At 68.3% G+C, this 23,414-nt stretch carries 18 protein-coding genes; 1 reads left to right on the top strand and 17 read right to left on the bottom strand.

The window, feature by feature from the left end; translation table 11 throughout:
- Nucleotides 1-20: 20 nt before the first annotated feature.
- From LRH25_RS24130 to LRH25_RS24120, 3 genes are read right to left on the bottom strand one after another with little or no spacing between them, the layout of a single operon-like run.
- Nucleotides 21-1,472: an efflux transporter outer membrane subunit gene (locus LRH25_RS24130; protein WP_231012622.1), complete on the bottom strand. Its 1,452-nt coding sequence runs from the start codon at nt 1,470-1,472 to the stop codon at nt 21-23.
- Complete coding sequence (locus LRH25_RS24125) at nt 1,472-4,657, bottom strand: efflux RND transporter permease subunit (RefSeq protein WP_141290382.1); 3,186 nt, start codon at nt 4,655-4,657, stop codon at nt 1,472-1,474. Before LRH25_RS24125 ends, LRH25_RS24130 begins: the two co-directional genes overlap by 1 nt.
- A gap of 16 nt (nt 4,658-4,673) precedes the next feature.
- Nucleotides 4,674-5,963: an efflux RND transporter periplasmic adaptor subunit gene (locus LRH25_RS24120; RefSeq protein ID WP_231012620.1), complete on the bottom strand. Its 1,290-nt coding sequence runs from the start codon at nt 5,961-5,963 to the stop codon at nt 4,674-4,676.
- Nucleotides 5,964-6,110: 147 nt separating this feature from the next.
- Between LRH25_RS24120 and LRH25_RS24115 the strand changes: the two genes are divergently transcribed.
- The gene (locus LRH25_RS24115; RefSeq protein ID WP_141289795.1) at nt 6,111-6,815 is read left to right on the top strand and encodes a TetR family transcriptional regulator; all 705 of its coding nucleotides are present in this window, start codon (nt 6,111-6,113) and stop codon (nt 6,813-6,815) included.
- Here the strand turns inward: LRH25_RS24115 and LRH25_RS24110 are convergent.
- The 14 genes from LRH25_RS24110 to LRH25_RS24045 form a co-directional block, all read right to left on the bottom strand.
- Nucleotides 6,742-6,927, bottom strand: a complete 186-nt coding sequence (locus tag LRH25_RS24110) for a hypothetical protein (RefSeq protein ID WP_141289794.1) — start codon at nt 6,925-6,927, stop codon at nt 6,742-6,744. The genes LRH25_RS24115 and LRH25_RS24110 overlap by 74 nt on opposite strands.
- Nucleotides 6,928-6,937: 10 nt before the next feature.
- Entirely contained in the window at nt 6,938-7,873 is a 936-nt protein-coding gene (gene lpxC / locus LRH25_RS24105; protein ID WP_141289793.1) for a UDP-3-O-acyl-N-acetylglucosamine deacetylase, read from the bottom strand.
- A 55-nt stretch (nt 7,874-7,928) separates the two neighbouring features.
- Nucleotides 7,929-9,971 (bottom strand): sensor histidine kinase, encoded by a 2,043-nt coding sequence (locus tag LRH25_RS24100; protein ID WP_231012618.1) that lies wholly within the window; start codon nt 9,969-9,971, stop codon nt 7,929-7,931.
- The gene (locus tag LRH25_RS24095) at nt 9,964-10,611 is read right to left on the bottom strand and encodes a response regulator (RefSeq protein ID WP_141288464.1); all 648 of its coding nucleotides are present in this window, start codon (nt 10,609-10,611) and stop codon (nt 9,964-9,966) included. Before LRH25_RS24095 ends, LRH25_RS24100 begins: the two co-directional genes overlap by 8 nt.
- 225 nt (nt 10,612-10,836) lie before the next feature.
- The gene (gene ftsZ / locus LRH25_RS24090) at nt 10,837-12,081 is read right to left on the bottom strand and encodes a cell division protein FtsZ (RefSeq protein WP_141288465.1); all 1,245 of its coding nucleotides are present in this window, start codon (nt 12,079-12,081) and stop codon (nt 10,837-10,839) included.
- Between the two features lie 112 nt (nt 12,082-12,193).
- Nucleotides 12,194-13,426 (bottom strand): cell division protein FtsA, encoded by a 1,233-nt coding sequence (gene ftsA / locus LRH25_RS24085; RefSeq protein WP_141288466.1) that lies wholly within the window; start codon nt 13,424-13,426, stop codon nt 12,194-12,196.
- Between the two features lie 7 nt (nt 13,427-13,433).
- On the bottom strand, nt 13,434-14,246 hold the full coding sequence (locus tag LRH25_RS24080; RefSeq protein ID WP_141288467.1) for a cell division protein FtsQ/DivIB: 813 nt from the start codon (nt 14,244-14,246) through the stop codon (nt 13,434-13,436).
- A gap of 8 nt (nt 14,247-14,254) precedes the next feature.
- Nucleotides 14,255-15,226 carry a D-alanine--D-alanine ligase gene (locus tag LRH25_RS24075; protein WP_141288468.1) on the bottom strand — a complete coding sequence of 324 codons (972 nt, stop codon included), beginning with the start codon at nt 15,224-15,226 and terminating at the stop codon, nt 14,255-14,257.
- On the bottom strand, nt 15,223-16,632 hold the full coding sequence (gene murC, locus LRH25_RS24070) for a UDP-N-acetylmuramate--L-alanine ligase (RefSeq protein ID WP_141288469.1): 1,410 nt from the start codon (nt 16,630-16,632) through the stop codon (nt 15,223-15,225). Before murC ends, LRH25_RS24075 begins: the two co-directional genes overlap by 4 nt.
- Nucleotides 16,629-17,729 carry an undecaprenyldiphospho-muramoylpentapeptide beta-N-acetylglucosaminyltransferase gene (murG, locus tag LRH25_RS24065; RefSeq protein ID WP_231012616.1) on the bottom strand — a complete coding sequence of 367 codons (1,101 nt, stop codon included), beginning with the start codon at nt 17,727-17,729 and terminating at the stop codon, nt 16,629-16,631. Before murG ends, murC begins: the two co-directional genes overlap by 4 nt.
- The gene (gene ftsW / locus LRH25_RS24060) at nt 17,726-18,994 is read right to left on the bottom strand and encodes a putative lipid II flippase FtsW (protein WP_141291516.1); all 1,269 of its coding nucleotides are present in this window, start codon (nt 18,992-18,994) and stop codon (nt 17,726-17,728) included. The genes murG and ftsW overlap by 4 nt, the downstream gene beginning before the upstream one ends.
- Nucleotides 18,991-20,751: a UDP-N-acetylmuramoyl-L-alanine--D-glutamate ligase gene (murD, locus tag LRH25_RS24055; RefSeq protein ID WP_231012613.1), complete on the bottom strand. Its 1,761-nt coding sequence runs from the start codon at nt 20,749-20,751 to the stop codon at nt 18,991-18,993. The genes ftsW and murD overlap by 4 nt, the downstream gene beginning before the upstream one ends.
- A 3-nt stretch (nt 20,752-20,754) precedes the next feature.
- Complete coding sequence (gene mraY, locus LRH25_RS24050) at nt 20,755-21,936, bottom strand: phospho-N-acetylmuramoyl-pentapeptide-transferase (protein ID WP_141290650.1); 1,182 nt, start codon at nt 21,934-21,936, stop codon at nt 20,755-20,757.
- A complete protein-coding gene (locus LRH25_RS24045; RefSeq protein WP_375142186.1) occupies nt 21,927-23,414 on the bottom strand; it encodes a UDP-N-acetylmuramoyl-tripeptide--D-alanyl-D-alanine ligase in 1,488 nt (495 codons plus the stop codon). Before LRH25_RS24045 ends, mraY begins: the two co-directional genes overlap by 10 nt.

Here is a 23,414-nt window from a genome sequence, read left to right as displayed (position 1 = left end):
CGCCCACCGGGCGCCTGGCTTTACTTCGCCGCCGAAGCCGTCTGCTCGCTGGCCCGCTCTTCGCCGCCCAGCGCCTTGTACAGCGCCACGCGGTTCAACAGTTCGGACAGCCGGTACTGCACCAGCGCCTGCTCGGCCGCGGCGCGTGTGCGCTCGGCGTCCTGCAGTTCCAGCAGGCTGGCAGCGCCGGCGTCCAGCTTCATCCTGGTCAGCCGGGTGCGTTCGCGCTCGGCGTCCAGGAAGAGTTGCTGGGCTTCAACCTGTCGGTGCCATTCGCTCTGGCCGTTCAGCGCGTCGGCAGCTTCCTTGAACGCGGTCTGAACCGCCTTCTCGTACTGCGCCACCGCAATGTCGCGGTTCACCTCGGCAACCTTGACATTGGCCTGGTTGCGGCCGGCATCGAACAGCGTCAGCGCCGCCTGCGCGGTGAAAGTCCAGGCCTTGGTGGCGCTGTCGAACAGGTTGGACAGCGAGTCGCTCACGCCCCCGAAACTGCCGCTGAGCAGGATCTTCGGGAAGTAGGCGGCACGCGCCGCGCCGATGTTGGCGTTGGCCGAGCGCAGCGCCTGCTCGGCCTGGATCAGGTCCGGCCGGGCCAGCAGCAGCTCGGACGACGCGGCGCCCGGCACGTCCGCCAGCCACTCGCCGGTGGCCAGGGTCGCGGTGTTGGCCACGGTCGCGGCGGTGGACAGCGGTGCCGGGCCGGGCAGCAGGTTGGCCGGCAGCGCGGCGCCCACGGCCAGGTTCAGCGCGGTCTCGTCCTGGTTGCGCAGGCGCTGGTACTGGGCCAGCGTGGCCTTGGCCTGGGCGGCCAGCGACTGGGCGGCGCGCAGGTCCAGGTCCGAAGCGGCGCCAACCTGGGCCCGCAGGCTGGTCAGCTTCAGCGTGTCCTCGCGCGATGCCAGGGTCTGGCGTGCCAGCGTGAGCTGCTCTTCGTCGGCAGCCAGCGTGAGCCAGGCACTGATGACCTGCGTGACCAGCGACAGCCGGGCCGCGCGGCCACCGGCTTCGGTAGCCAGCAGCGTCGCGTTGGCGGCGTCGGAGTTGCTGCGGATGCGGCCGAACAGGTCAAGCTCGTAGCTGCTGACGGCCAGGCCGCCGGTCACCGTGGTGGCCTGCACGCCGCTGCTGTTGGGCGCACGCTCGTACTGCAGCGCGCCGCTGACGGTGGGCAGGAAGTCGGCGTCGGTGATGCGCAGCTGGGCGCGGCTGCGCTCGACCTGCAGCATCGCCACGCGCAGGTCTCGGTTGGCGGCCAGCGCGCGCTCGACGACCTGGCGCAGCCGGTCGTCGCGCACCAGGTCATGCCAGGCCGGCAGCGCCAGCGGGGCAGACGGATCCGCCCCGCCGGGCAGCGTGGCCGGCACCGGCAGCGCCGGACGCTGCAGCTCGGGGGTCAGGTTGATGCAGCCGGCCAGCAAGAGGCTCGCGACCAGCGGCAGCGCGGAAAAGGCGAAACGATGGCGGCGCATCAACGGCCCTCCTGCTTGTCGGTGATCGCGGCAACGGCCGCGGGGTCGGCGTGCGAACTCGAGATGACGGCGCCATGGTGGCGCAGTTCATGGCCGCCCTTGAAGATGCGGCGCACGACGACGAAGAACACCGGCACCAGCAGCACAGCGAGCACCGTGGCGGTGATCATGCCGCCGATCACGCCGGTGCCGATGGCACGCTGGCTGGCCGAGCCGGCACCGCTGGCAATCGCCAGTGGCAGCACGCCGAGGATGAAGGCGAACGAGGTCATGATGATCGGACGGAAGCGCAAATGGCAGGCCTCCAGCGTGGCCGCCAGCAGGCTCTTGCCCTCGGCCTGCAGGTCCTTGGCGAACTCGATGATCAGGATCGCGTTTTTCGCCGACAGCCCGATGATGGTGATCAGGCCGACCTTGAAGTACACGTCATTGGGCATGTCGCGCAACCACACACCCGACAGCGAGCCCAGCACGCCCAGCGGCACGACCAGCAGCACGGCCACTGGAATGCTCCAGCTTTCGTACAGCGCCGACAGGCACAGGAAAACCGCCAGCATCGAGAACGCCAGCAGGATGGTGGCCTGCGAACCCGAGAGCTTTTCTTCGCGCGACTGGCCGGTCCACTCGAAGCCGAAGCCGGCCGGCAACTGGCCCGCGAGCTTTTCCATCTCGTCCATCGCCGCACCGGTGGAATAACCCGGTGCCGCGTCACCACTGATCTTCATCGCCGGGTAGCCGTTGTAGCGCACGGTCTGGATCGGGCCGTTGACCCAGCGGGTCGACGTGAACGCGGACAGCGGGACTTGCTGGCCCTTGCTGTTGGGCACGTAGAGCTTGAGCACGTCTTCCGGCGTCATGCGCGCGCTGGCCTCGGCCTGCACCACCACGCGTTGCAGCCGGCCGGCGTTCGGGAAGTCGTTCACATAGCTGGAGCCCAGCGCGGTCGACAGCACGGTGCTGATGCTGTCGAAGGTCACGCCCAGCGCCGCGGCGCGTTCGCGGTCCACGTCAAGCTGCAGCTGCGGCGCGTCTTCCAGGCCGTCTGGCCGCACGCCCGCCAGGATCTTGTTCTGCGAGGCCATGCCCAGCAACTGGTTGCGAGCGTTCAGCAGCGCCGTGTGGCCCTGGCCGGTGCGGTCCTGCAGCCGGAAGCTGAAGCCGGTCGCGGTGCCAAGTTCAGGGATGGCCGGCGGCGACAGCGGGAAGATGAACGCATCACGGATGCCCATCAGCGCACCGAAGGCACGGCCAGCCAGCGCCTGCGCGCTGTGCTCCTTGCCCTTGCGTTCGTCCCAGGGCTTGAGCGGCACGAAAGCCAGCGCAGCGTTCTGGCCGGAACCCGAGAAGCTGAAGCCCAGCACGCCCACGACCTTGTCCACTTCGGGCTGCGACAGGAAGAATCCTTCGACCTGCTTCATCACCGCCTCGGTGCGCGACAGCGCCGCGCCGGGCGGCAGCTGCACGTTGACGATCAGGTAGCCCTGGTCTTCATTGGGCAGGAAGGACGTGGGCAGGCGGGTGTACATCAGGCCCACGGCACCAAGGATCACCGCATAGATGACCAGGAAGCGGCCTGCGCGCGGCAGGATGCGCGCAACCAGCGACTCGTAGTTTTTGGTGGTGCGCTTGAAGCCACGGTTGAACCAGCCGAAGAAGCCCTTCTTCTCGTGGTGGTCGTGCGGCACCGGCTTGAGCAGCGTGGCACACAGCGCTGGCGTCAGGGTCAGCGCCATCGTCGCCGAGAACAGGATGGACGCCACCATCGCCAGCGAGAACTGGCGGTAGATGTTGCCCACCGAGCCACTGAAGAAGGCCATCGGCACGAAGACCGAGACCAGCACCACGGTGATGCCGATGATGGCGCCGGTGATCTGGCCCATGGCTTTGACCGTCGCGTCACGCGGCGACAGGCCTTCCTCGGCCATCAGCCGCTCGACGTTCTCGACGACCACGATCGCATCGTCGACCAGGATGCCGATGGCCAGCACCATGCCGAACAGCGTCAGCACGTTGATCGAGAAGCCCAGCGCCAGCATCACCGCGAAGGTGCCGGTCAGGGCCACCGGCACGACGATGGTCGGAATGATGGTGTAGCGGATGTTCTGCAGGAACACCAGCATCACGATGAACACCAGCACGATGGCTTCGGCCAGCGTCTTGACCACTTCCTCGATCGAGATCTTGACGAACTTCGAGCTGTCGTACGGCACGTCGTAGCTCACGCCTTCGGGCATGAACTTCTGCAGCTCGACCATGCGGGCCTTGATCGCGGTGGCCGTGGCCAGCGCGTTGCCGCCCGGCGACTGCTGGATGCCGACGCCGGTCGCCGTCACGCCATTCAGGCGCGAGGAGCTGGCATAGCTCTGGCCGCCCAGTTCCATGCGCGCCACGTCCTTCAGGCGCACGGTCGAACCGTCGGCGTTGGCGCGCAGCATGATCTGGCCGAACTGCTCGATGGAAGCCAGCTGGCCGTTGACGTTGATGGACGCGAACAGTGTCTGGTCCGCCACGGTCGGCAAGGCGCCGATGCTGCCGGCCGAAACCTGCAGGTTCTGCGCGCGGATCGCGTTGTTGACATCCGCCGCCGACAGGCCGAAGCCGACCAGCTTGGCCGGGTCGATCCACACGCGCATTGCACGCTCGGTGCCGAACAGCTGGGCCTGGCCGACGCCCTGCACCCGCAGCAGCTCGGGCACGATGTTGCGGGCCGCGTAATCGCCCAGCGCCACCGGGTCATAGGCCGGGTTCTTGGACGTCAGCATCACGAACAGCAGGAAGTTCGAGCGCGCCTTGTCGACGCGCACGCCCTGCTGCGTGACCGCGCTGGGCAGACGCGGCGTGGCGCGGCTCAGGCGGTTCTGCACTTCGATCTGGGCAATGGACACGTCCGTGCCCGGCTCGAAGGTGACGGTGATGGTGCCGGCGCCGGTGGCTTCAGCGCTGGACTCCATGTAGATCATGCCCGGCGCGCCATTGAGCTCCTGCTCGATGACGGTCAGCACGCTGTCTTCCAGCACCTGGGCCGAAGCGCCGGGATAGGCGGCCGAAATGACGATGGACGGAGGGGCCACCGTGGGGTACTGGGCGACCGGCAGCCGGGTGATGGCTGCCGCGCCGATGACCACGATGAACAAGGCGAGGACCCACGCGAAGATGGGTCGGTCGATGAAGAAGCGGGAATTCATGCGCTGGGCACTCCGCTCAATGGCTTGCAGCCGAGGCGGCCGGCGCGGCACCGGATGCCGCTGGTGCCGCCGGGGCGCCGGAGGCTGCGCCCGCTGGCGTCCACGGCACGGGGCTCACGGGTGTCTTGGGGCGGATCTTCTGGAAGCCGTCAACGACGACTTGCTCACCAGCCTTCAGGCCGCTCAGCACCACCCATTGGTTGCCATGCGTGCCGCTCAGCTGCACCGGGCGCGGCTCGGTCTGCTTCTCGGCATTGACCACCAGCACGGTGTCGCCGGCAGTGCCGCGGGTCACCGCCTGCTGCGGCACCAGGATGGCGGCATCGCTGCGCGCCTGCTCGATGCGGACTTTCACATACAAGCCTGGCAGCAGCTCACCCTTGGGATTGGGCAGCTCGGCGCGCAGCGTAACCTGGCCGGAGGTCGGGTCCACCGTCAGGTCGCTGAACAGCAGCTTGCCGGGCAGCGGGTACTCGCTGCCGTCGTCCAGCAGCACCTTGATCTTGGTGCTGCTGCTGGACTGCAGCTTGCCGGCCTCCATCGCGCGCTTCAGGCGCAGCGCCTCGGTGGCCGACTGGGTGAAGTTGACGTAGAGCGAGTCGATCTGCTGCACCGTGGCCAGCAGCGTGGCTTCGGTGGCGCTGACCAGCGCGCCTTCGGTGACCTCGGCGCGGCCGATGCGGCCGGTGATGGGCGAGATCACCGCAGCGTAGTCCACATTCAGCCTGGCCTGCGTCACGCCGGCCTTGGCGGCGGCCAGATCGGCAACGGCCTGCTTCTGCGCTGCCTGCGCAGCAACCCAGTCCTGCTGGCTGATGGCGCGGGCGTCGGCCAGCGGCTTGTAGCGGTCGTAGGTGGCCTGGGCGTTGGCCAGCGCGGCATCGGCACGGGCCTGCGTTGCGGCAGCGCTGTCCAGCTGGGCGCGATAAGGCGCGGCATCGATCGCAAACAGACTCTGGCCGGCCTTGACCACGCTGCCTTCGGTGAACAGCCGCTTCTGCACCACCCCTGTGACTCGCGCACGGACCTGGGCGGTGCGCACCGCCTCCAGCCGACCTGGCAACTCGGTCGCGAGTTCGATCGAGGCCGGCTGCACGGTGATCACACCCACTTGCGGCGGCGGCATCTGGCCGCCGGCATGGGCCGCATCACCGCTTTGACCGCAGGCTGCCAGCGACAGCAGCACCAGCGCAGTGGAGCCCAACGACACCAACGGCCACGCGGCCTGGGGTGCCAAGCGCCAGGCCTTGCTCAGCGTGCACGGAGACGAAACCTCATCGAGAGAAGCGGAGGGCGTGTGGGCCATGAAAGTCCTTCTGGATGAACGCAAGCAAATCCCCTCCACCAGCTGGCAACGCCAATGGAAGGGATTTGTCTGAAATAGAGTGAAACGAGTTTACATACAAACTAGAATGTATGTCCAATCACCGGGTTTATACGGGGTCTTTCAAACATGGTACGGCGCACCAAGGCAGACGCGCAGATCACCCGCAATCAGATCCTGGATGCTGCCGAGCAAGTGTTTCAGGACCGCGGCGTGGCCCGCACCTCCTTGCAGGACGTGGCGGCGGCCGCTGGCGTGACCCGCGGCGCGATCTACTGGCACTTCAAGGACAAGGCCGAGCTCTTCAGCGCAATGATGGAGCGTGTGACCCTGCCCTGGGAAACGCCGCTGGAGATGCCCTGGGCGGTGGCCATGGGCTTGCGCGCGGGCGACACCATCAGCGAGCTGCGCGGCATGATCTTGATGCCGCTGCACGCCGTCGTGCATGACGAGCACGGCCGCCGGGTCTTCACGATCGCGATGCACGCCACCGAGTACAACGCCGAGGACATGGCACCGGTGCGCGAGCGCAAGGAAGCCAGCCTCAATGCCTTCCTGGACCGGCTCGAAGCCACCTTGCAACGCGGCATGGCCAAGGGCCAGATCAAGACGCCGCTGGACACCCGCACCATCGCGCTGGGCTTGCTGGCCCTGATGGACGGCCTGCTGCGCCAGTGGACGCGCAACCCGGCGGCGTTTGCGCTGATCGAGGTCGGCGACGCGTCGGTGCAGCAGTTCCTGTCCGGCCTTGCGCTGCCGGCTACAGCAGCACCGTCATCCGCTCCAGCACCAGCACTGCCGCAAAACCCAGCAGCGCCACCAGCGTCCACTTGATGATGAGGATGGACCGCCGACGCCAGATCGGGCGGCCGGTGGCAACGAAGACGGCGAAGCACAACAGGCCAGCGACCAGCAGCAGGCCGACGATCAGACGGAAAAGCAGCATCTTTTCTTGACTACCAGGCTGGAGCAAGCTGGGCAAAGCCTGCCGGCGCCCGGGTTTCGTCCTCGAAGCTGACGTACTCAAACGCCGTCTCGTCGGCCAGCAGTTTGCGCAGCAGCTTGTTGTTCAGCGCATGGCCGCCGCGGAACGAGGTGTAGGCCGCCAGCAGCGGTGCGCCGGCCACGTACAGGTCGCCAATCGCATCGAGGATCTTGTGCTTGGCGAATTCGTCGTCGTAACGCAGACCGTCGCTGTTGAGCACACGGTAGTCGTCGATGACGATGGCGTTGTCCATGCTGCCGCCCAGCGTCAGGCCGCGCGCGCGCATCGCCTCCACGTCCTTGGTGAAGCCGAAGGTGCGGGCGCGGGCGATCTCCTGCTTGTAGCGGCCCGAGCCCATGTCGAAGCTGACCTGCTGGCCGGTGGCATCCACCGCAGGGTGGCCAAAATCGATCTCGAAGGTCAGCTTGAAGCCGTGGTACGGCTCCAGCCGGGCCCACATCAGCCGCGCGCCCTCGCCTTCGCGGATCTCCACCGCCTTCCTGACCTTCAGGAAGCGCTTGGGCGCGTTCTGCAGTTCGATGCCGGCGCTCTGCAACAGGAACACAAACGCGGCCGAAGAGCCGTCGAGGATGGGCACCTCGTCGGCCGTGATGTCGACATAAAGATTGTCCAGCCCCAGGCCGGCGCAGGCCGACATCAGGTGCTCGATGGTCTGGACCTTGGGCGCGCCCGGATCACCGCCGGGCGAGATGGTCGAGGCCATGCGGGTGTCGCTGACCGAGCCGGGCCGCACGGGGATGTCGACCGGCTGCGGCAGGTCGACCCGGCGAAAGACGATGCCGGTGTTGGGCGCCGCCGGCCTAAGCGTCAGCTCGACCTTCTGGCCGCTGTGCAGCCCGACGCCAACGGCGCGGGTGAGGGACTTCAGGGTGCGTTGCTTGAGCATGGCGACGGGCTTGGCAAGGTGCATCGCGGACTGCGGCGCAGCCCTGGATTGTCCGTCAAGCGGCCAAATCCCGCTGTAAAGGAAGGTGCAGCCTGACACGGGTGCCGCGGCCCGGTGCGCTGTCGATGTGCACCTCGCCGCCCAGCCTGGCGGCGCGCTGGGCCAGGTGGCGCAGGCCACGGCCGCGCGGCGCTTCTTCGGTGTCGAAACCGCAGCCGTCGTCCTCGATCAGCACCTCCACCCTGTCGCCCAGCTGCAGCGTGGCAATGCGGATGTGCTGGGCCCCGGCGTGCTTGAGCACATTGGTCAGCACTTCCTGCACCGCGCGCAGGATCTGCAGCGCATCCGGCGGGTACAGCCAGTTCAGCGGCGGCAGGTCGTCGACCTCCCAGGCCAGCTGCAGCCCGGCCGCTTCCAGCCGGCGGCCCAGGCGGTGGCGCAGCAACGCCAGCAAGGTGATCAGGTCGTGGCCAATCGGCTCCAGCGAGTCGATCACCAGCCGCAGATCGTCCACGCACTCGCGCAGCAGCAGGGCCACCGCCGGCGCCTCCAGCCGGCCCTGCTCGACCAGCACCAACGAGGACATCAATGTCGAGCCCAGGCCGTCGTGCATGTCGCGCATCAGGCGCTGGCGCTCCAGCAGCAGCGCCTGCTCGCGCTCGACCGCCCGCAGCTTCTCGTGGTTGGTGCGCAGCTCGGCCTCGCGCGTGGCCAGCTGCTGCTCCAGCATGGTGTTGGCCTGGGCCACCTGGTCCATCGCCATCGAGTAGCGGTGCTGCGCCGCATGCAGGAAGGCCAGGAACATCAGCAGCATCGCAAACGGCAGCAGGTAGACCGATTCCGGCGTGATCGCGCCCGAGACCAGCAGCAGGTCGTGCAGGCCGAACACATTCGTCACCCACAGCGCCAGCGTGATCAGCCGGAAGTCCCGCCCGCCGTCGTGCCAGGCCAGCCAGCCCATGGTCAGGCCCACGCCCAGCGCCACCATCGCATTGACCAGGTGGACCTGCGACACCGCCCGCAGCGGCGAGCCGGGCATGGCCAGCAAGGTGGCAATGACCACGAAGGCCACCAGCGCGCGCTCCAGGCCACGGTGGCGCCGCCGGTCGAAGCGGATCGCGAACATGTACATCAGCACCATGACCCACGACAGCGATGCGTTGCTCATCCACCAGAACCACTCCAGGCTGGTGTCACTCGTGGGGAACTGCACGTAGTAGTGCAGGTTGCGCAGTGTCCAGGCCACCGAGGTCAGCGCGAACAACAGGTAAGGCCGGTTGCCGCGCCGGCCCAGCCAGTAGATCAACGCCACCAAGCCGAGCGCGAGGAAGGTCAGGCTGGCCACCTGCGGCGCGGCCTGCTGCAACAGCAGCCGCAACTCCAGGCGCCGGGTCAGCAGCTCGCGCGGGCCGACATAGAGCCGGCTGAGCCGGTGCGAGCGCTCCGGCGCCCGCACGATACCCAGCGCCAGCGTCAATCGCGTACCCGGCGCCTGGGCGCCCAGGTCGACCCAGATCGGCCGGTTCCACTGCTCGCGCCAGCCGGCACTGCCGTCCCAACGCAACTGCCAGCGCGGCGCGGCGCTGACGGTCTCGCCGCCCAGCTCGCCGCCATGTTGCGCCAGCAGCACCGCGCCACCCGAGACGCGCGGCACATAGAGCACCATCGGCGTGCGCGCGCCGGTGCCGTCCGCAGGCAGGGCCGGCACGACCACCTGCACCCTGTACCACCAGACCGACAGGCTGCTGCCCGCAACCGAATCGCCCAGCGGCGCCTGCTTGAGCGCGGGCAGGCTGGCGGGCTGCCAGCCGGCGGCGTCTGGCGGCGGCAGGCTTTGCAGCAGCAGCCGCTCGCGCCCTTCGAACTGGGCCTCGGGCAAATCGGCAGGCAGGTCGGCCGGCAAGGCTTCACGGTGAAGCAGCGCCTTGTCCTGCATCGCATCGCGCAGCGGGCCTGGCGACGGCGCGGCGCCCACCGCCATCACCAGCAGCGCCACCGCACCGCCGAGCAAGAGCAGCACCGCGATCATCCCGACCACGGCCCACCAGGCCCGGCGTCGCCCCAAGGCGGGCGGCGCCGGCAGTGCGCTGTCAGTCACGCACCAGGCCCAGCTTGCGGGCCTCGTAGATCGCCTCGGTCTTGGAATGCACCTGCAGCTTGCGATAGCTGCGCTTGACGTAAGTCATCACCGTGTGCCGCGAAACATTCAGCATGCGGGCGATCTCTTCGAAATTGAAGCCCTTGGCGCTGAGTGTCAGCACCTGCCGCTCCTGCGGCGACAGCAAGGCGTCGTCGGCCGCGGTGGGCTGCGGCTCGGGTGCCAGGCGCAGCAGCAGCTGGCGCGCGATCACCGGGCTGATGGGGCTGCCGCCAGCACGCAGCGCACGGATCTGCTCGACCAGGTCCTCGGCCCGGCTGTCCTTCAGCAGATAGCCGGTCGCCCCGGCTTCCAGCGAGGCCATCACATGCGGTTCGTCGCCGAACACCGTGACGACCATCACATCGGTCTGCGGCAGGTGGTCGTGCGCGAAGCGGATCAACTCGATGCCGCTGCCGCTGGGCAGGCCCAGGTCGACCAGCAACACGTCCGGGCGCACGCCTTGCAGCAGCTGCAGGCCCTGCGGCAGGTCGGCAGCGGTGCCGGCCAGCAGCATGTCAGGCGCCTGGGCCACCATTGCGCTGAACGCGGCGCGGAAGCGTTCATCGTCCTCAACGATCACGACAGTCAATGCAGTCATGGTGCGCAGTGTAGGGACTCGCCGACGGCGTGCCGGTGCCCTGCGCCTTCGTCACTGCTTCAAGGGACAGTTTCCGACCCAGGCCTGTGCAGACCGCACGAAAAACGGGGCGTCCAAGCGCCCCGAAACATCACCGCAACTTCTACAACGACAACACCACCGCGCAGCCGCGGTGTCCCCCTCCCGGAGGGTGGCTCGGCGTACCCGCCGAGCCGGGTGCTCCATTCAATCGGCTTGCTTGCGCAGGAAGGCGGGGATTTCGATTTCGTCCATGCCGTTCGAGCTCAGCGCCTCGACCTTGGCTGCTGCCTGCGTGCGGCCAGTGCGCCAGACGCTGGGCGTGGCCAGGTGGCCGTAGTCGTGCGCCGCGGGCGCGGGCGCTGCACCGTGGCTCATGCCATGCGCCGCACCGGCCATGCCGGCCTGCATCGGCGTGTTCAGCAGCGGCAGGTTGTCGGTCCCGGTGCGCAGCACCGGCTGGGTCTGCACCACCGTCAGCGGCGCCTGCGCGCGGCGGGCCGAGGACAGGCCGGTGGCGATCACCGTGACGCGCAGCTGGTCGCCCAGGCTTTCGTCGTAGGCGGTGCCATAGATGATGTGGGCTTCATCGGCGGCGTAGCGCTTGATCGCGTTCATCGCGTTCTTGCTCTCGGAGAGCTTGAAGTTGTTGCGCGACGCAGCGATCAGCACCAGCACGCCGCGCGCGCCGGACAGGTCGATGCCTTCCAGCAGCGGGCAGGCGACCGCGGCTTCCGCCGCCTTGGTCGCGCGGTCCGGGCCGCTGGCAATGGCGGTGCCCATCATCGCCTTGCCCGGCTCGCTCATCACGGTCTTCACGTCTTCGAAGTCGACGTTGACCAGGCCGGGGATGTGGATGATGTCGCTGATGCCACCGACCGCGTTCTTCAGCACGTCGTTGGCATGCGCGAAGGCCTGGTCCTGCGTGACGTCGTCGCCCAGCACTTCCAGCAGCTTCTCGTTGAGCACCACGATCAGCGAGTCGACGTTGGCTTCCAGCTCGGCCACGCCGGCATCGGCCTGCTTGCAGCGCCGGCCGCCTTCGAAGTCGAAGGGCTTGGTGACCACGCCCACCGTCAGGATGCCCATTTCCTTGGCCACCCGCGCGATCACCGGCGCCGCGCCGGTGCCGGTGCCGCCGCCCATGCCGGCGGTGATGAACAGCATGTGCGCGCCGGTGATGGCCACGCGGATGCGGTCCTCGGCTTCTTCGGCCGCAGTCTTGCCCACGTCGGGCTTGGAGCCCGCGCCCAGGCCGGTCGAGCCCAGTTGCACCAGCTGCGCCGCGGCGCTGCGGTTGAGCGCCTGGGCATCGGTGTTGGCGCAGATGAATTCCACGCCTTGCACGCCCTGGGCAATCATGTGCTCGACGGCATTGCCGCCGCCGCCGCCCACGCCGATCACCTTGATCTGCGTGCCCTGGTCAAATTCTTCGATCATCTCGATGGCCATTGGAACCTCCTTCGTCGTCGCGTTGCAGTTGCCGTTATCTGAAAAAACCTGAATTCACTCAATCACTTCTGGTGAGGCTTCAAGCGAGCCTCTTGATCCGGGACCCACATCCCTAGAAGTTGCCCAGGAACCAGTCCCGGGCTTTCCCAAACATCGTCTTGACGGACCCCGCCTGCTGCGCGGCCTTGTGGCCGCGGGTGTGGGCGAGGCGTGCTTCTTCGAGCAAACCCATCACGGTGGCCGAGCGTGGGTTGGCCACCATGTCGAACAGCGCACCGGAGTAGGTCGGCAGGCCCTTGCGGACCGGCTTGAGGAAGATGTCCTCCCCCAGCTCGACCATGCCCGGCATCACCGCCGTGCCGCCGGTGATCACGATGCCCGACGAGAGCAACTCCTCGTAGCCGGACTCGCGGATCACCTGGTGCACCAGCGAAAAAATCTCTTCGACCCGCGGCTCGATCACGCCGGCCAGCGCCTGGCGCGACAGCATGCGCGGCACGCGGTCGCCCAGGCCCGGCACTTCGAGCTGCTCGCTCGGGTCGGCCAGCAGCTGCTTGGCCACGCCGTATTCGACCTTGATCTCTTCCGCATCCTTGGTGGGCGTGCGCAGCGCCATCGCGATGTCGCTGGTGATCAGGTCACCGGCAATCGGGATCACCGCGGTGTGGCGGATCGAGCCCCCGGTGTAGATCGCCACGTCGGTCGTGCCGGCGCCGATATCGACCACCGCCACGCCCAGGTCCATCTCGTCTTCGGTCAGCACCGCAGCCGCAGAGGCCGTCGGGCTCAAGGCCAGCTGCTCGACTTCCAGGCCGCAGCGGCGCACGCACTTCAGGATGTTCTCGGCCGCGCTCTGGGCGCCGGTCGCGATGTGCACCTTGACTTCGAGCCGGCTGCCGCTCATGCCGATGGGCTCCTTGACCTCGTGCCCGTCGATCACGAACTCCTGCGACTCGACCAGCAGCAGGCGCTGGTCGTTCGGGATGTTGATCGCCTTGGCGGTCTCGATCACGCGCGCCACGTCGGTCGGCGTGACCTCGCGGTTGTCGCGCACGATGACCATGCCGGTCGAGTTCTGGCCGCGGATGTGGCTGCCGGTGATGCCGGTGTAGACGCGCTCGATCTTGCAGGCGGCCATCATCTCGGCTTCCTTCAGTGCCTGCTGGATGCTTTGCACCGTGGCGTCGATGTTGACCACCACGCCGCGCTTCAAGCCGTGTGACGCCGCCACCCCCAGGCCGGCCACACGCAGCTCGCCACCGGGCAGGACCTCGGCCACCACCGCCATCACCTTGGCGGTGCCGATGTCCAGCCCGACGACGAGATCCTTGTATTCCTTGGCCATGCCTTCCTCAGTTGGTGCGCGTGCCGGTGTCGGCCGCTGTGTTCAGTCGCAACGCATAGCCGTCGGCGTGGCGCAGGTCGGCGTGGTTCCAGGCCCGGTGCTGGCGCGCGGCCACTTGCGAGACGGTGCGCACGAAGCGCTCGCAGCGCGCGATCACCTCATCCTCCGAGCCGCGGCCCACCTCGACCACGCCGCCGTTGTCCAGCTCAACCTCCCAGGAGCCGCGGTCCGACAGCGCCAGCCGCACAGGGCTCAGGTCCATCGGCCGGAACACCGCGGTGAGCCGCCGATACATCGCCAGCATCGTCGGCGCCTGGCCTTCATTGCCGTCGAATTCCGGCAGCCGCTCGTCATCCACGTCGCCCACGTTGGCGTCGAAGATCTCGCCATGCGAATTGACCAGCCGGTCGTTGCCCTCGTCGCCCAGCCACACTGCCACCGGCTTGTGCTCTTCCAGGCGCACCAGCAGCCGGTTCGGCCAGACCTTGTGCACCACCGCATGGCGCACCCAGGGCACGGCTTCGAAGGCCTGGCGCGCAGCCTGCAGGTCCATCGTGAAAAAGCTGCCAGCCAGCCGCGGCGCGGCATTGGCGCGGATGGTCGCGACGCTGTTGCGCGTCACGTCGCCTTCGAGGCGGATGCCGCGTATCGTGAAATACGGCTGGCGCGCGATCCAGCCGGCCGCCGCACCCGCGGCCACCACCACCGCCAGCAGCACCACGGCGGCAGTGGTCGAGTTCATGACCCGCACGTCCAGCGGCAGCTCGGCGCGCAGCGGGCTGCGAGCAAAGCGGGCGGTGAAGTTGGCGGCGGCGTTCATGGCAGCGTTCAGGCCTTGGCAGGCGGGTTGTCCAAGCTGGCACCGGCCAGCAGGTGCACACACAGTTGCTCGTAGCTCATGCCGGCAGCCTGGGCCGAGCGCGGCACCAGCGAGTGGCCGGTCATGCCCGGGGAGGTGTTCATCTCCAACAGGAAGGGCTGACGGTCGCTGGCGCGGATCATCAGGTCAGCGCGGCCCCAGCCGCGGCAACCCAGCAGGCGATAGGCCTCGACGACGATGCGCTGGATCTCGCGTTCCTCGGCCTCGGGCAGGCCGCTCGGGCAGTGGTACTGCGTCTCGTCGGAGTGGTACTTGTGCTCGAAGTCGTACTTGCCGTCGGGGGCCTGGATGCGGATCACCGGCAATGCGACGGCGGCGTCACCTTCTCCCAGCACCGGGCAGGTGACCTCGTCGCCTTCGATGAATTCTTCGCACAGCACGTCAGGGTCGAATTGTGCGGCGAAGGCCACCGCTTCATGCATCCCTGAATACCCCGGCACCTTGGTCACGCCAAAAGAGGAACCTTCTCTTGCCGGCTTGACGATCAGCGGCAGGCCCAGCGTGTCCGGCACCTCGCGCGTGACCTCGCGGCCATGCTCGCCGCGGCGCAGGCGGCGGAACTTCGGCGTGGGCAAGCCCTCGGCGATCCACACGCGCTTGGTCATGACCTTGTCCATCGCCACCGCCGAGGCCATCACGCCCGAGCCGGTGTACGGAATGCCCAGCAATTCGAGCGCGCCCTGCACCGAACCGTCTTCGCCATGGCGGCCATGCAGCGCGATGAAGCAGCGCGCGAAGCCTTCGGTCTTCAGTTCATGCAGGCCACGCTCGGAAGGGTCAAAGGCATGCGCGTCCACGCCCTGCGACAGCAGCGCCTTCAGCACGCCTTCGCCCGACATCAGCGACACCGGCCGCTCGGCGGAATCCCCGCCCATCAGCACCGCAACCTTGCCGAAGCTCTTCACGTCAATGGCGGTCATGCCGCGCCTCCGCTCAACTCGACAACCTTCGCCGGCACTGCGCCAATCGAGCCTGCGCCCATCGCGATCACGACATCACCATCGCGCGCAAAGGCCCGGATCTCCTCGGGCAGCAGCGCCACCTCGTCGACAAACACCGGGTCGACCTTGCCGGCCACACGCAGGGCGCGTGCCAGCGAACGGCCATCCGCCGCGACGATGGGCGATTCACCGGCGGCATAGACCTCGGTCAGCAGCACCGCGTCGGCCTGGCCCATGACCTTGACGAAGTCCTCGAAGCAGTCCCGCGTGCGGGTGTAGCGGTGCGGCTGGAAGGCCAGCACCAGGCGCTGGCCCGGGAAGGCGCCGCGGGCCGCGGCAAGCACCGCGGCCATCTCGACCGGGTGGTGGCCGTAGTCGTCGATCAGCGTGAAGGCGCCACCTCCGTTCGCCGGCAGCTCGCCATAACGCTGGAAGCGCCGGCCCACGCCGGTGAAGCTGGCCAGCGCGGCGACGATGGGCTCGTCGCGCAGCTCCAGTTCGGTCGCCACCGCGATCGCAGCCAGCGCATTGCGCACGTTGTGTTCGCCCGGCAGGTTCAGCGTGATGTCCAGGTCCGGCATCACGCTGCCATTGCGGCGCTGGCAGGTGAAGCGCATCTGGCCGCCGCGCAGCGCCTGCACGTTGACCGCACGCACCTGCACGTCTTCGCCCATGCCGTAGGTGATGACCGGGCGCGAGATCATCGGGATGATGCTTTTCACGCCAGGGTCGTCGCCGCACAGGATGGCGGCACCGTAGAACGGCATGCGGTGCACGAAGTCGACAAACGCGCCCTTCAGCTTCGCGAAGTCATGGCCATAGGTGTCCATGTGGTCCGCGTCGATGTTGGTGACGACCGACAGGATGGGCATCAGGTTCAGGAACGAAGCGTCCGACTCGTCGGCTTCGACGACGATGAAGTCGCCCGAGCCCAGGCGCGAGTTGGCGCCTGCCGAATTCAGCTTGCCGCCGATCACGAAGGTCGGGTCCACGCCAGCCTCTGCCAGCACGCAGGTCACCAGCGAAGTGGTCGTCGTCTTGCCGTGCGTGCCGGCAATCGCAATGCCCTTCTTCAGCCGCATCAGTTCGGCCAGCATCACCGCGCGCGGCACCACTGGCACGCGGTGCGACCGGGCGGCGATCACCTCCGGGTTGTCGCCACGCACGGCGGTGGACGTGACGACTGCACCGGCACCGGCGATGTGCGCCGCGTCATGCCCGATGAAGATCTGGATGCCCAGCTCGCCCAGCCGCCGCGTGGTCGCGCTGTCGGCCTGGTCCGAGCCGGAGACCTTGTAGCCCAGGTTGTGCAGGATCTCGGCAATGCCGCTCATGCCGGCGCCGCCGACGCCGACAAAGTGAATGTGCTTGACCGCGTGTTTCATGGCTTGATCAGCCTTTCGATTTCATCGGCCACTTTCGCGGCCGAACCTTGTCGCGCCAGCATGCGGGCCTTTTGAGCCATCGCGAGCAGTTGCGTCCGGTCCAGTTGCTGCAGCAGCCCGGCCAGCTGCTGGGGGTTCATGTCGGCTTGCGCCAGGTGCAGCGCGGCGCCGCGCTCTGCCATCCAGGCCGCGTTGTCGCGCTGGTGCGAGGTGGTCGAGACCACCAGCGGCACCAGCACGCTGGCCACACCGGCCGCGCAGAGTTCGCTGACGGTGATCGCGCCGGCGCGGCAGACGATCAGGTCGCAGTCGGCCAGGCGCTGGTCCATGTTGTCGATGAAAGGCAGCACCTCGGCCTGCAGGCCCAGCGTGGCGTACCGGCTGCGCACGTCATCGAGGTTGCTCGTGCCGGTCTGGTGGGTGACCTGCGGTCGCAACTCGGTGGGCATCTGCGACAGCGCCGCCGGCACGGTTTCGTTCAGCACGCGCGCGCCCAGGCTGCCGCCGACCACCAGCACGCGCAGCGGGCCTTCGCGGCCGGCAAACCGCTGCTCGGGCGGCGGCATCGCCTCGATCTCGGCGCGCACCGGATTGCCGGTCACCAGCGAGCGCTTGACCTTGTCGGCCGCCGGGCCGTCGAAGCCGAAGGCCACCTTGTCGGCCACCGGCAGCAGGGCCTTGTTGCTCATCAGCAGCGCGGCATCGGCATTCACCAGCACCAGCGGCTTGCCCAGCGCCGCCGCCATCAGCCCGCCGGGGAAACAGACATAGCCGCCCATGCCCAGCACCGCGTCGGCATGCCGGCGGCGCAGGATGCGCGCGCTGTCCCAGAAGGCCTTCAGCAGGCGCAGGCCGCCGGTCATCGTGTGCAGCAGGCCTTTGCCGCGCAGGCCGGAAAACGACAGCCGGTCCATCGGAATGCCGGTGGCCGGCACCAACCTGTTTTCCATGCCGCCCTCGGTGCCCAGCCAACTGACCGACCAGCCGCGGGTCATCATCTCGCGCGCCACGGCCAAGCCGGGAATCACATGCCCGCCGGTCCCCGCGGCCATGATGACCAGGTGACGCGTAGAAGCCATCGAGGTGGTCCCGGTCATGTGCGGCCTCCTCGCATGAGCTGCCTGTTTTCCAGGTCGGCTCGCAGCACGATGGCCAGCGCCACCAGGTTCAGCAGCACGCCCGAGCCGCCATAGCTCAGCAGCGGCAGCGTCAGCCCCTTGGTCGGCAGCACGCCCAGGTTCACACCCATGTTGATGAAGGCCTGGCCACCGAACCAGATGCCGATGCCCTGGGTCATCAGCCCGGCGAAGACGCGGTCCAGCGCAATGGCCTGGCGGCCGATCACGAAGATGCGGCGGGTCAGCCAGAAGAAGGCCAGGATCACCGCCAGCACGGCGATGAAGCCCAGCTCCTCGCCGATCACCGCGAGCAGGAAGTCGGTATGCGCCTCGGGCAGGTAGTGCAGCTTCTCGATCGACGCGCCCAGGCCCTGGCCGAATACGCCGCCGCGGCCAAAGGCGATCAAGGAGTGCGTCAGCTGGTAGGCCTTGCCCTGGGCATAGTCCGGGTTCCAAGGGTCCAGATAGGCAAAGATGCGCTGGCGGCGGAACTCGCTGAAGACGATCATCAGCACAAACGCACCGACCAGCACCGCCACACTGAGGAAGAACATGCGGCCATTCACGCCGCCCAGGAACAGGATGCCCAGCGCGACCGCGGCGATGACCATGAAGGCGCCCATGTCCGGCTCGGCCAGCAGCAGCACGCCCACGACGCCCAGCGAGACCGCCATCGGCCAGACCGCCTTGACGAAGTTCTCCTTCACGTCCATCTTGCGCACCATGTAGCTCGCGGCGTACATGGCCATTGCCAGCTTGGCCAGTTCGCTGGGCTGGAAGTTCATCACGCCCAGCGGAATCCAGCGCCGCGCGCCGTTCACGCCCTTGCCGATGAAAGGCACCAGCACGACGATCAGCATTGCCAGCGTGGCGGCGAACAGCCACGGCGCCCACTTTTCCCAGACGGCGATCGGGATCTGCAGCGTGACCAGCGCGGCCACGAACGACACGCCGATGAACATTGCCTGCCGGCTCAGGAAGAAGGTCGGCACGTAGCGCGAGAAGCGCGGGTTGTCCGGCATTGCGACCGAGGCCGAATAAACCATCACCAGGCCCAGCGCCAAGAGCAGCGCGGTGACCCAGATCAGCCCGGTGTCGTAGCCCGAGAGTTGCACCGGCTTGGCCGACACGCCGCCGATCCAGTCGCGGATGGGCAAACGCTCGCCACCGGCGCGGCCCAGCAGTGCTCCGGCGCGTTCACGCAGGCCGGCGAAGGGTTGACGGAGTGCGTCAGCGAAGCTCACGTCAGGATCTCCCCGCGCTCGGCCGCCAGGTCCTGCACTGCCGAGATGAAGACCTCGGCGCGGTGGGCGTAGTTGCGGAACATGTCCAGGCTGGCGCAGGCCGGGCTGAGCAGCACGGCATCACCGGCCTGGGCCTGCTCGAAGCACCAGCGCGTGGCGGCTTCCAGCGTGGCGTGGCGTTGCAGCGGCACGCCGCTGCCGGCCAGCACGGCTTCGATGGCGCCGGCATCGCGGCCGATGGTGGCGACCGCCCGGGCGTGGCGCGCCACCGGTGCGGCCAGCGGCGAAAAGTCCTGGCCCTTGCCGTCGCCACCGAGGATGACGACCAGCTTGCCGCCGCAGTCCTGCCCCAGGCCATCCAGCGCAGCCACGGTGGCGCCGACATTGGTGCCCTTGCTGTCGTCGAAGGCCTCGACGCCGCCGATCTGCCCGATCATCTCGACGCGGTGCGGCTCGCCGCGGTATTCGCGCAGTGCATGCAGCATCGGCGCCAGCGGCAGGCCAATGGCGGTGCACAGCGCCAGCGCGGCCAGCGCGTTGGCGGCGTTGTGGCGGCCACGGATGCGCAACGCGTCGGCCGGCATCAGGCGCTGCAGCAGCAACTCGTCTTCGTCGTCGCCCTTGCGCTTCTTGATGGTTTCGTCGGCCGGCATCGCACGGACGAGCCAGTCCATGCCGCCGCCCGTGACCAAGCCGAAGTCGCCAGGCTTTTGCGGCGCGTCCAACCCGAAGCGGCAGACCGGCCGGCCCACCAGCTTCTTCGGCTTGCCGCGGCCACCGGTCACGACCACGGCCGCCGGCACCATGGCCTCGACCAGCGTGTCGTCGCGGTTGACGACCATCAGCGCATGTTGGCCGAAGATGCGCGCCTTGGCTGCGGCATAGGCGGCCATCGTGCCGTGCCAGTCCAGGTGGTCCTGCGTGACGTTCAGCACCGTGGCGGCGCTGGGCTCGAAGCCCTGCACACCGTCGAGCTGGAAGCTGGACAACTCCAGCACCCACACGTCCGGCAGGTGCGCGAACACCGGCAGCTTGGGCGGCGGCGGGGCCAGCACGACGGGCGGTGCAAGCGCGTCTTCGTCATCCAACGGCAGCGCTTCGGGTTCGGCCTCGGCTTCCACCTCCGCCGGTTCCGCGGACTCGTCCAGCGGCTCGGCTTCGGCAGCTGCGTTCGGCTCCTCGGCCGGCTCGGCCAGCACCGCTTCATCGGCCTCAGCAGACGGCGGCGGCTCCAGGTCCAGCGCGGCAGACAGCGTGTCCAGCATCGTCGGGCCGATGTTGCCGGCCAGGCCCACGCGCTTGCCGCAGCGCTCCACCAGCATCGAGGTCAGCGCGGTGGTCGTCGTCTTGCCGTTGGTGCCGGTGATGGCGAGCACCTTGGGCGCGTAGCCGCGGTCGGCCTTCAGGTCGGCCAGCGCACGGGCGAACAAGTCCAGTTCGTTCTGCTGCGCCAGGCCCTTGGCACGCGCGGCGGCCAGCAGCGGCGCAATGCGCGTGTCGGCAGGCGCAAGGCCGGGGCTCTTCAGCACCAGTTGCACGTCGGACAGCGAGCCAGTCGCCAGGTCGGCGTCCAGCGCGCCGGAAAAACGCTCGGCGGCAGGCACATCCGTCAACAAAGCAGTGGCCTGCGGCGGCGCTTCGCGCGAGTCCCAGACGCGGATGCGCGCGGCACCGTGCCGCGCGCACCAGCGCGCCATCGCCAGGCCGGAGTCACCGAGCCCGAGGATGAGGATGGACAGGTCGCGCAGCTGATTCATGGACTACCTGAGCTTCAGGCTGGCCAAGCCGATCAGGCACAGCAGCATCGTGATGATCCAGAAGCGGATCACCACCTGGGTCTCGTTCCAGCCGGACTTCTCGAAGTGGTGGTGCAGCGGTGCCATCTTCAGGATGCGCCGGCCTTCGCCGTACTTCTTCTTGGTGTACTTGAACCAGCCGACCTGCAGCATCACCGACAGCGCCTCGGCGACAAACACGCCACCCATCACGCCCAGCAGGATTTCCTGCCGCGTGATGACCGCGACCGTGCCCAGCGCGCCGCCAAGCGAGAGCGCGCCCACGTCGCCCATGAAGACCTGCGCCGGGTGCGCGTTGAACCACAGGAAGGCCAGGCCGGCACCGGCAATCGCGGCGCAGAAGATCATCAGCTCGCCGGCGCCGGGGATGTACGGGAACAGCAGGTACTTGCTGTAGACCGCGCTGCCGACCACGTAGCTGAAGATCGCCAGCGCGCCGGCCACCAGCACCACCGGCATGATGGCCAGCCCGTCCAGCCCGTCGGTCAGGTTGACGGCATTGCTGGCGCCGACGATGACGAAGTAGGTCAGGCCGATGAAGCCGAAGACGCCCAGCGGGTAGCTGATGGTCTTGAAGAACGGCAGCATCAGGTCGGCCTTGGGCGGCAGGTCGTTCGAGAAGCCACTCTGCACCCAGCGCAGGAAAAGCTCCAGCACGCGCAGGTTGTTGGTCTCGGAGACGCTGAACGCCAGGTACAGCGCCGCGACCAGGCCGATCAGCGACTGCCAGATGAACTTCTCGCGCGAGCGCATGCCTTCGGGGTTCTTGTCGACCACCTTGCGCCAGTCGTCGGTCCAGCCGATGGCGCCGAAGCCGAAGGTCACCAGCATCACGATCCAGACGAAGCGGTTGCTCCAGTCGCTCCACAGCACCGTGGCCAGGCCGATGCCGATCAGGATCAGCGCGCCGCCCATGGTCGGCGTGCCGCGCTTGGCCAAGTGGCTCTGCATGCCGTATTCGCGGATCGGCTGGCCGATCTTCAGCTCGGTCAGGCGGCGGATGACCCACGGGCCGAACACCAGGCCGATGACCAGCGCCGTCAACGCGGCCATCACTGCGCGGAAGGTCAGGTACTGGAACACGCGCAGGAAACCGAATTGCTCCGGGTACAGGCCCTGCAGCCACTGCGACAGGCTCAGCAGCATGCGGCCTCCCCTTTGTCTTGCGCGCCGGCCGCTTGCAGCGCGGCGACGACCTGTTCCATCTTCATGAAGCGCGAGCCTTTGACGACCACCGCGCGTGCCGCCGGCCGATCCACCGCAGCCAGCAGCTCGGCCACGCTGGCAAAGTGCCGCGCCGACTGGCCATAGGCCCGCGCGGCGTGCAGGCACAACTCGCCAGTGCTCCAGAAGTGCTCGATGCCACGCTCTGCCGCCAGCGCGCCAACCTCGGCATGGAAGGACTGGCCCTCGTTGCCGACCTCGCCCATGTCACCCAGCACCAGCCAGCGCGGCGCCGGCAGCTCGGCCAGCACCTCGATGGCGGCGCGCACGGAATCGGGGTTGGCGTTGTAGCTGTCGTCGATCAGCGTCTGGCCATTGGCCAACAACTTGACCTGCGAGCGGCCCTTGACCGGCTCGAAGGCCTGCAGCCCGGCGACCACCGCGCCCAGCGGCACGCCGGCTGCCAGCGCGCAGGCCGTCGCGGCCAGCGCGTTCTTCACGTTGTGCCGGCCTGCCACGCGCAGCGCCAGGCCGGCCTCGCCGACGGGCGTGTGCATCTGCAGCACCCAGTGGTCACCCGCCCAGCGCGCGTTGCCGCTAACGTCGGCGCCGGTCTCGCAAGAAAACGCCGGGCCGTCCCAAGTTTTTTTTTCCCCCTCGGGGGGCGGGCTGGGCGCAGTCCGGCCCTGGGGGCACTCATTGCTGCCCAGTGCGAAGCGCAGCACGCGGCGCGTGCCGGCCAGCGCCTGCCAGGTGGCGCTGTGCGCGTCGTCTGCAGGGAAGACGGCCACGCCGTTGTCCGGCAGCGCGCTGATCACGCTGCCGTTTTCCTGCGCCACGGCGGCCACCGTCTGCATGAACTCCAGGTGCTCGCGCTGCGCGTTGTTGACCAGCGCCACCGTGGGCTGCGCGATGGCGGCCAGCTCGGCGATTTCGCCCGGGTGGTTCATGCCCAGCTCGATGACCGCGAGGCGGTGCGCCGCGGTCAGCCGCAGCACCGTCAGCGGCACGCCAATGTGGTTGTTCAGGTTGCCAGCGGTGGCCAGCGCGGCTTCGCCCTGCGCCGCGCGCAGGATGCAGGCGATCATCTGCGTGACCGTGGTCTTGCCGTTGCTGCCGGTGACCGCGATCACCGGCAGCGCCAGCTGCTCGCGCCAGCCGGTGGCCAGTTGCTGCAGCGCGCGCAACGGATCGACCACCTGCAGGCCGGGCAGGCCGGCTTCGGCCAGACCGTGCGACGCGATGGCCGCCACGGCGCCGGCAGCGGCGGCCTGCGGCAGGAAGTCGTGCGCATCGAAGCGCTCACCCTTCAGCGCGACGAACAGGTCACCCGGGGCCAGCGTGCGGGTGTCGGTGTGCACGCGGCGCAGCGCCAGCCGCTCATCGCCGCCAGCCACGGCCGGGCCGACGCGCAAGGCGTCCGGCAACAAGCCGTGGGCCGTGGCGAGCGTGAGCGGCAT

This window comes from Ideonella azotifigens (assembly GCF_021043325.1).
In the GTDB taxonomy this organism is placed as follows: Bacteria; Pseudomonadota; Gammaproteobacteria; order Burkholderiales; family Burkholderiaceae_C; genus Ideonella; species Ideonella azotifigens.
This window is presented reverse-complemented; position numbering and strand designations above follow the sequence as displayed.

Coding starts and splice junctions, on each gene's coding strand:
- LRH25_RS24130 (WP_231012622.1), bottom strand. CDS start 1,472: ATGCGCCGCCATCGTTTCGCCTTTTCCGCGCTGCCGCTGGTCGCGAGC.
- LRH25_RS24125 (WP_141290382.1), bottom strand. CDS start 4,657: ATGAATTCCCGCTTCTTCATCGACCGACCCATCTTCGCGTGGGTCCTC.
- LRH25_RS24120 (WP_231012620.1), bottom strand. CDS start 5,963: ATGGCCCACACGCCCTCCGCTTCTCTCGATGAGGTTTCGTCTCCGTGC.
- LRH25_RS24115 (WP_141289795.1), top strand. CDS start 6,111: ATGGTACGGCGCACCAAGGCAGACGCGCAGATCACCCGCAATCAGATC.
- LRH25_RS24110 (WP_141289794.1), bottom strand. CDS start 6,927: ATGCTGCTTTTCCGTCTGATCGTCGGCCTGCTGCTGGTCGCTGGCCTG.
- lpxC (WP_141289793.1), bottom strand. CDS start 7,873: ATGCTCAAGCAACGCACCCTGAAGTCCCTCACCCGCGCCGTTGGCGTC.
- LRH25_RS24095 (WP_141288464.1), bottom strand. CDS start 10,611: ATGACTGCATTGACTGTCGTGATCGTTGAGGACGATGAACGCTTCCGC.
- ftsZ (WP_141288465.1), bottom strand. CDS start 12,081: ATGGCCATCGAGATGATCGAAGAATTTGACCAGGGCACGCAGATCAAG.
- ftsA (WP_141288466.1), bottom strand. CDS start 13,426: ATGGCCAAGGAATACAAGGATCTCGTCGTCGGGCTGGACATCGGCACC.
- LRH25_RS24080 (WP_141288467.1), bottom strand. CDS start 14,246: ATGAACGCCGCCGCCAACTTCACCGCCCGCTTTGCTCGCAGCCCGCTG.
- LRH25_RS24075 (WP_141288468.1), bottom strand. CDS start 15,226: ATGACCGCCATTGACGTGAAGAGCTTCGGCAAGGTTGCGGTGCTGATG.
- murC (WP_141288469.1), bottom strand. CDS start 16,632: ATGAAACACGCGGTCAAGCACATTCACTTTGTCGGCGTCGGCGGCGCC.
- murG (WP_231012616.1), bottom strand. CDS start 17,729: ATGACCGGGACCACCTCGATGGCTTCTACGCGTCACCTGGTCATCATG.
- murD (WP_231012613.1), bottom strand. CDS start 20,751: ATGAATCAGCTGCGCGACCTGTCCATCCTCATCCTCGGGCTCGGTGAC.
- mraY (WP_141290650.1), bottom strand. CDS start 21,936: ATGCTGCTGAGCCTGTCGCAGTGGCTGCAGGGCCTGTACCCGGAGCAA.
- LRH25_RS24045 (WP_375142186.1), bottom strand. CDS start 23,414: ATGCCGCTCACGCTCGCCACGGCCCACGGCTTGTTGCCGGACGCCTTG.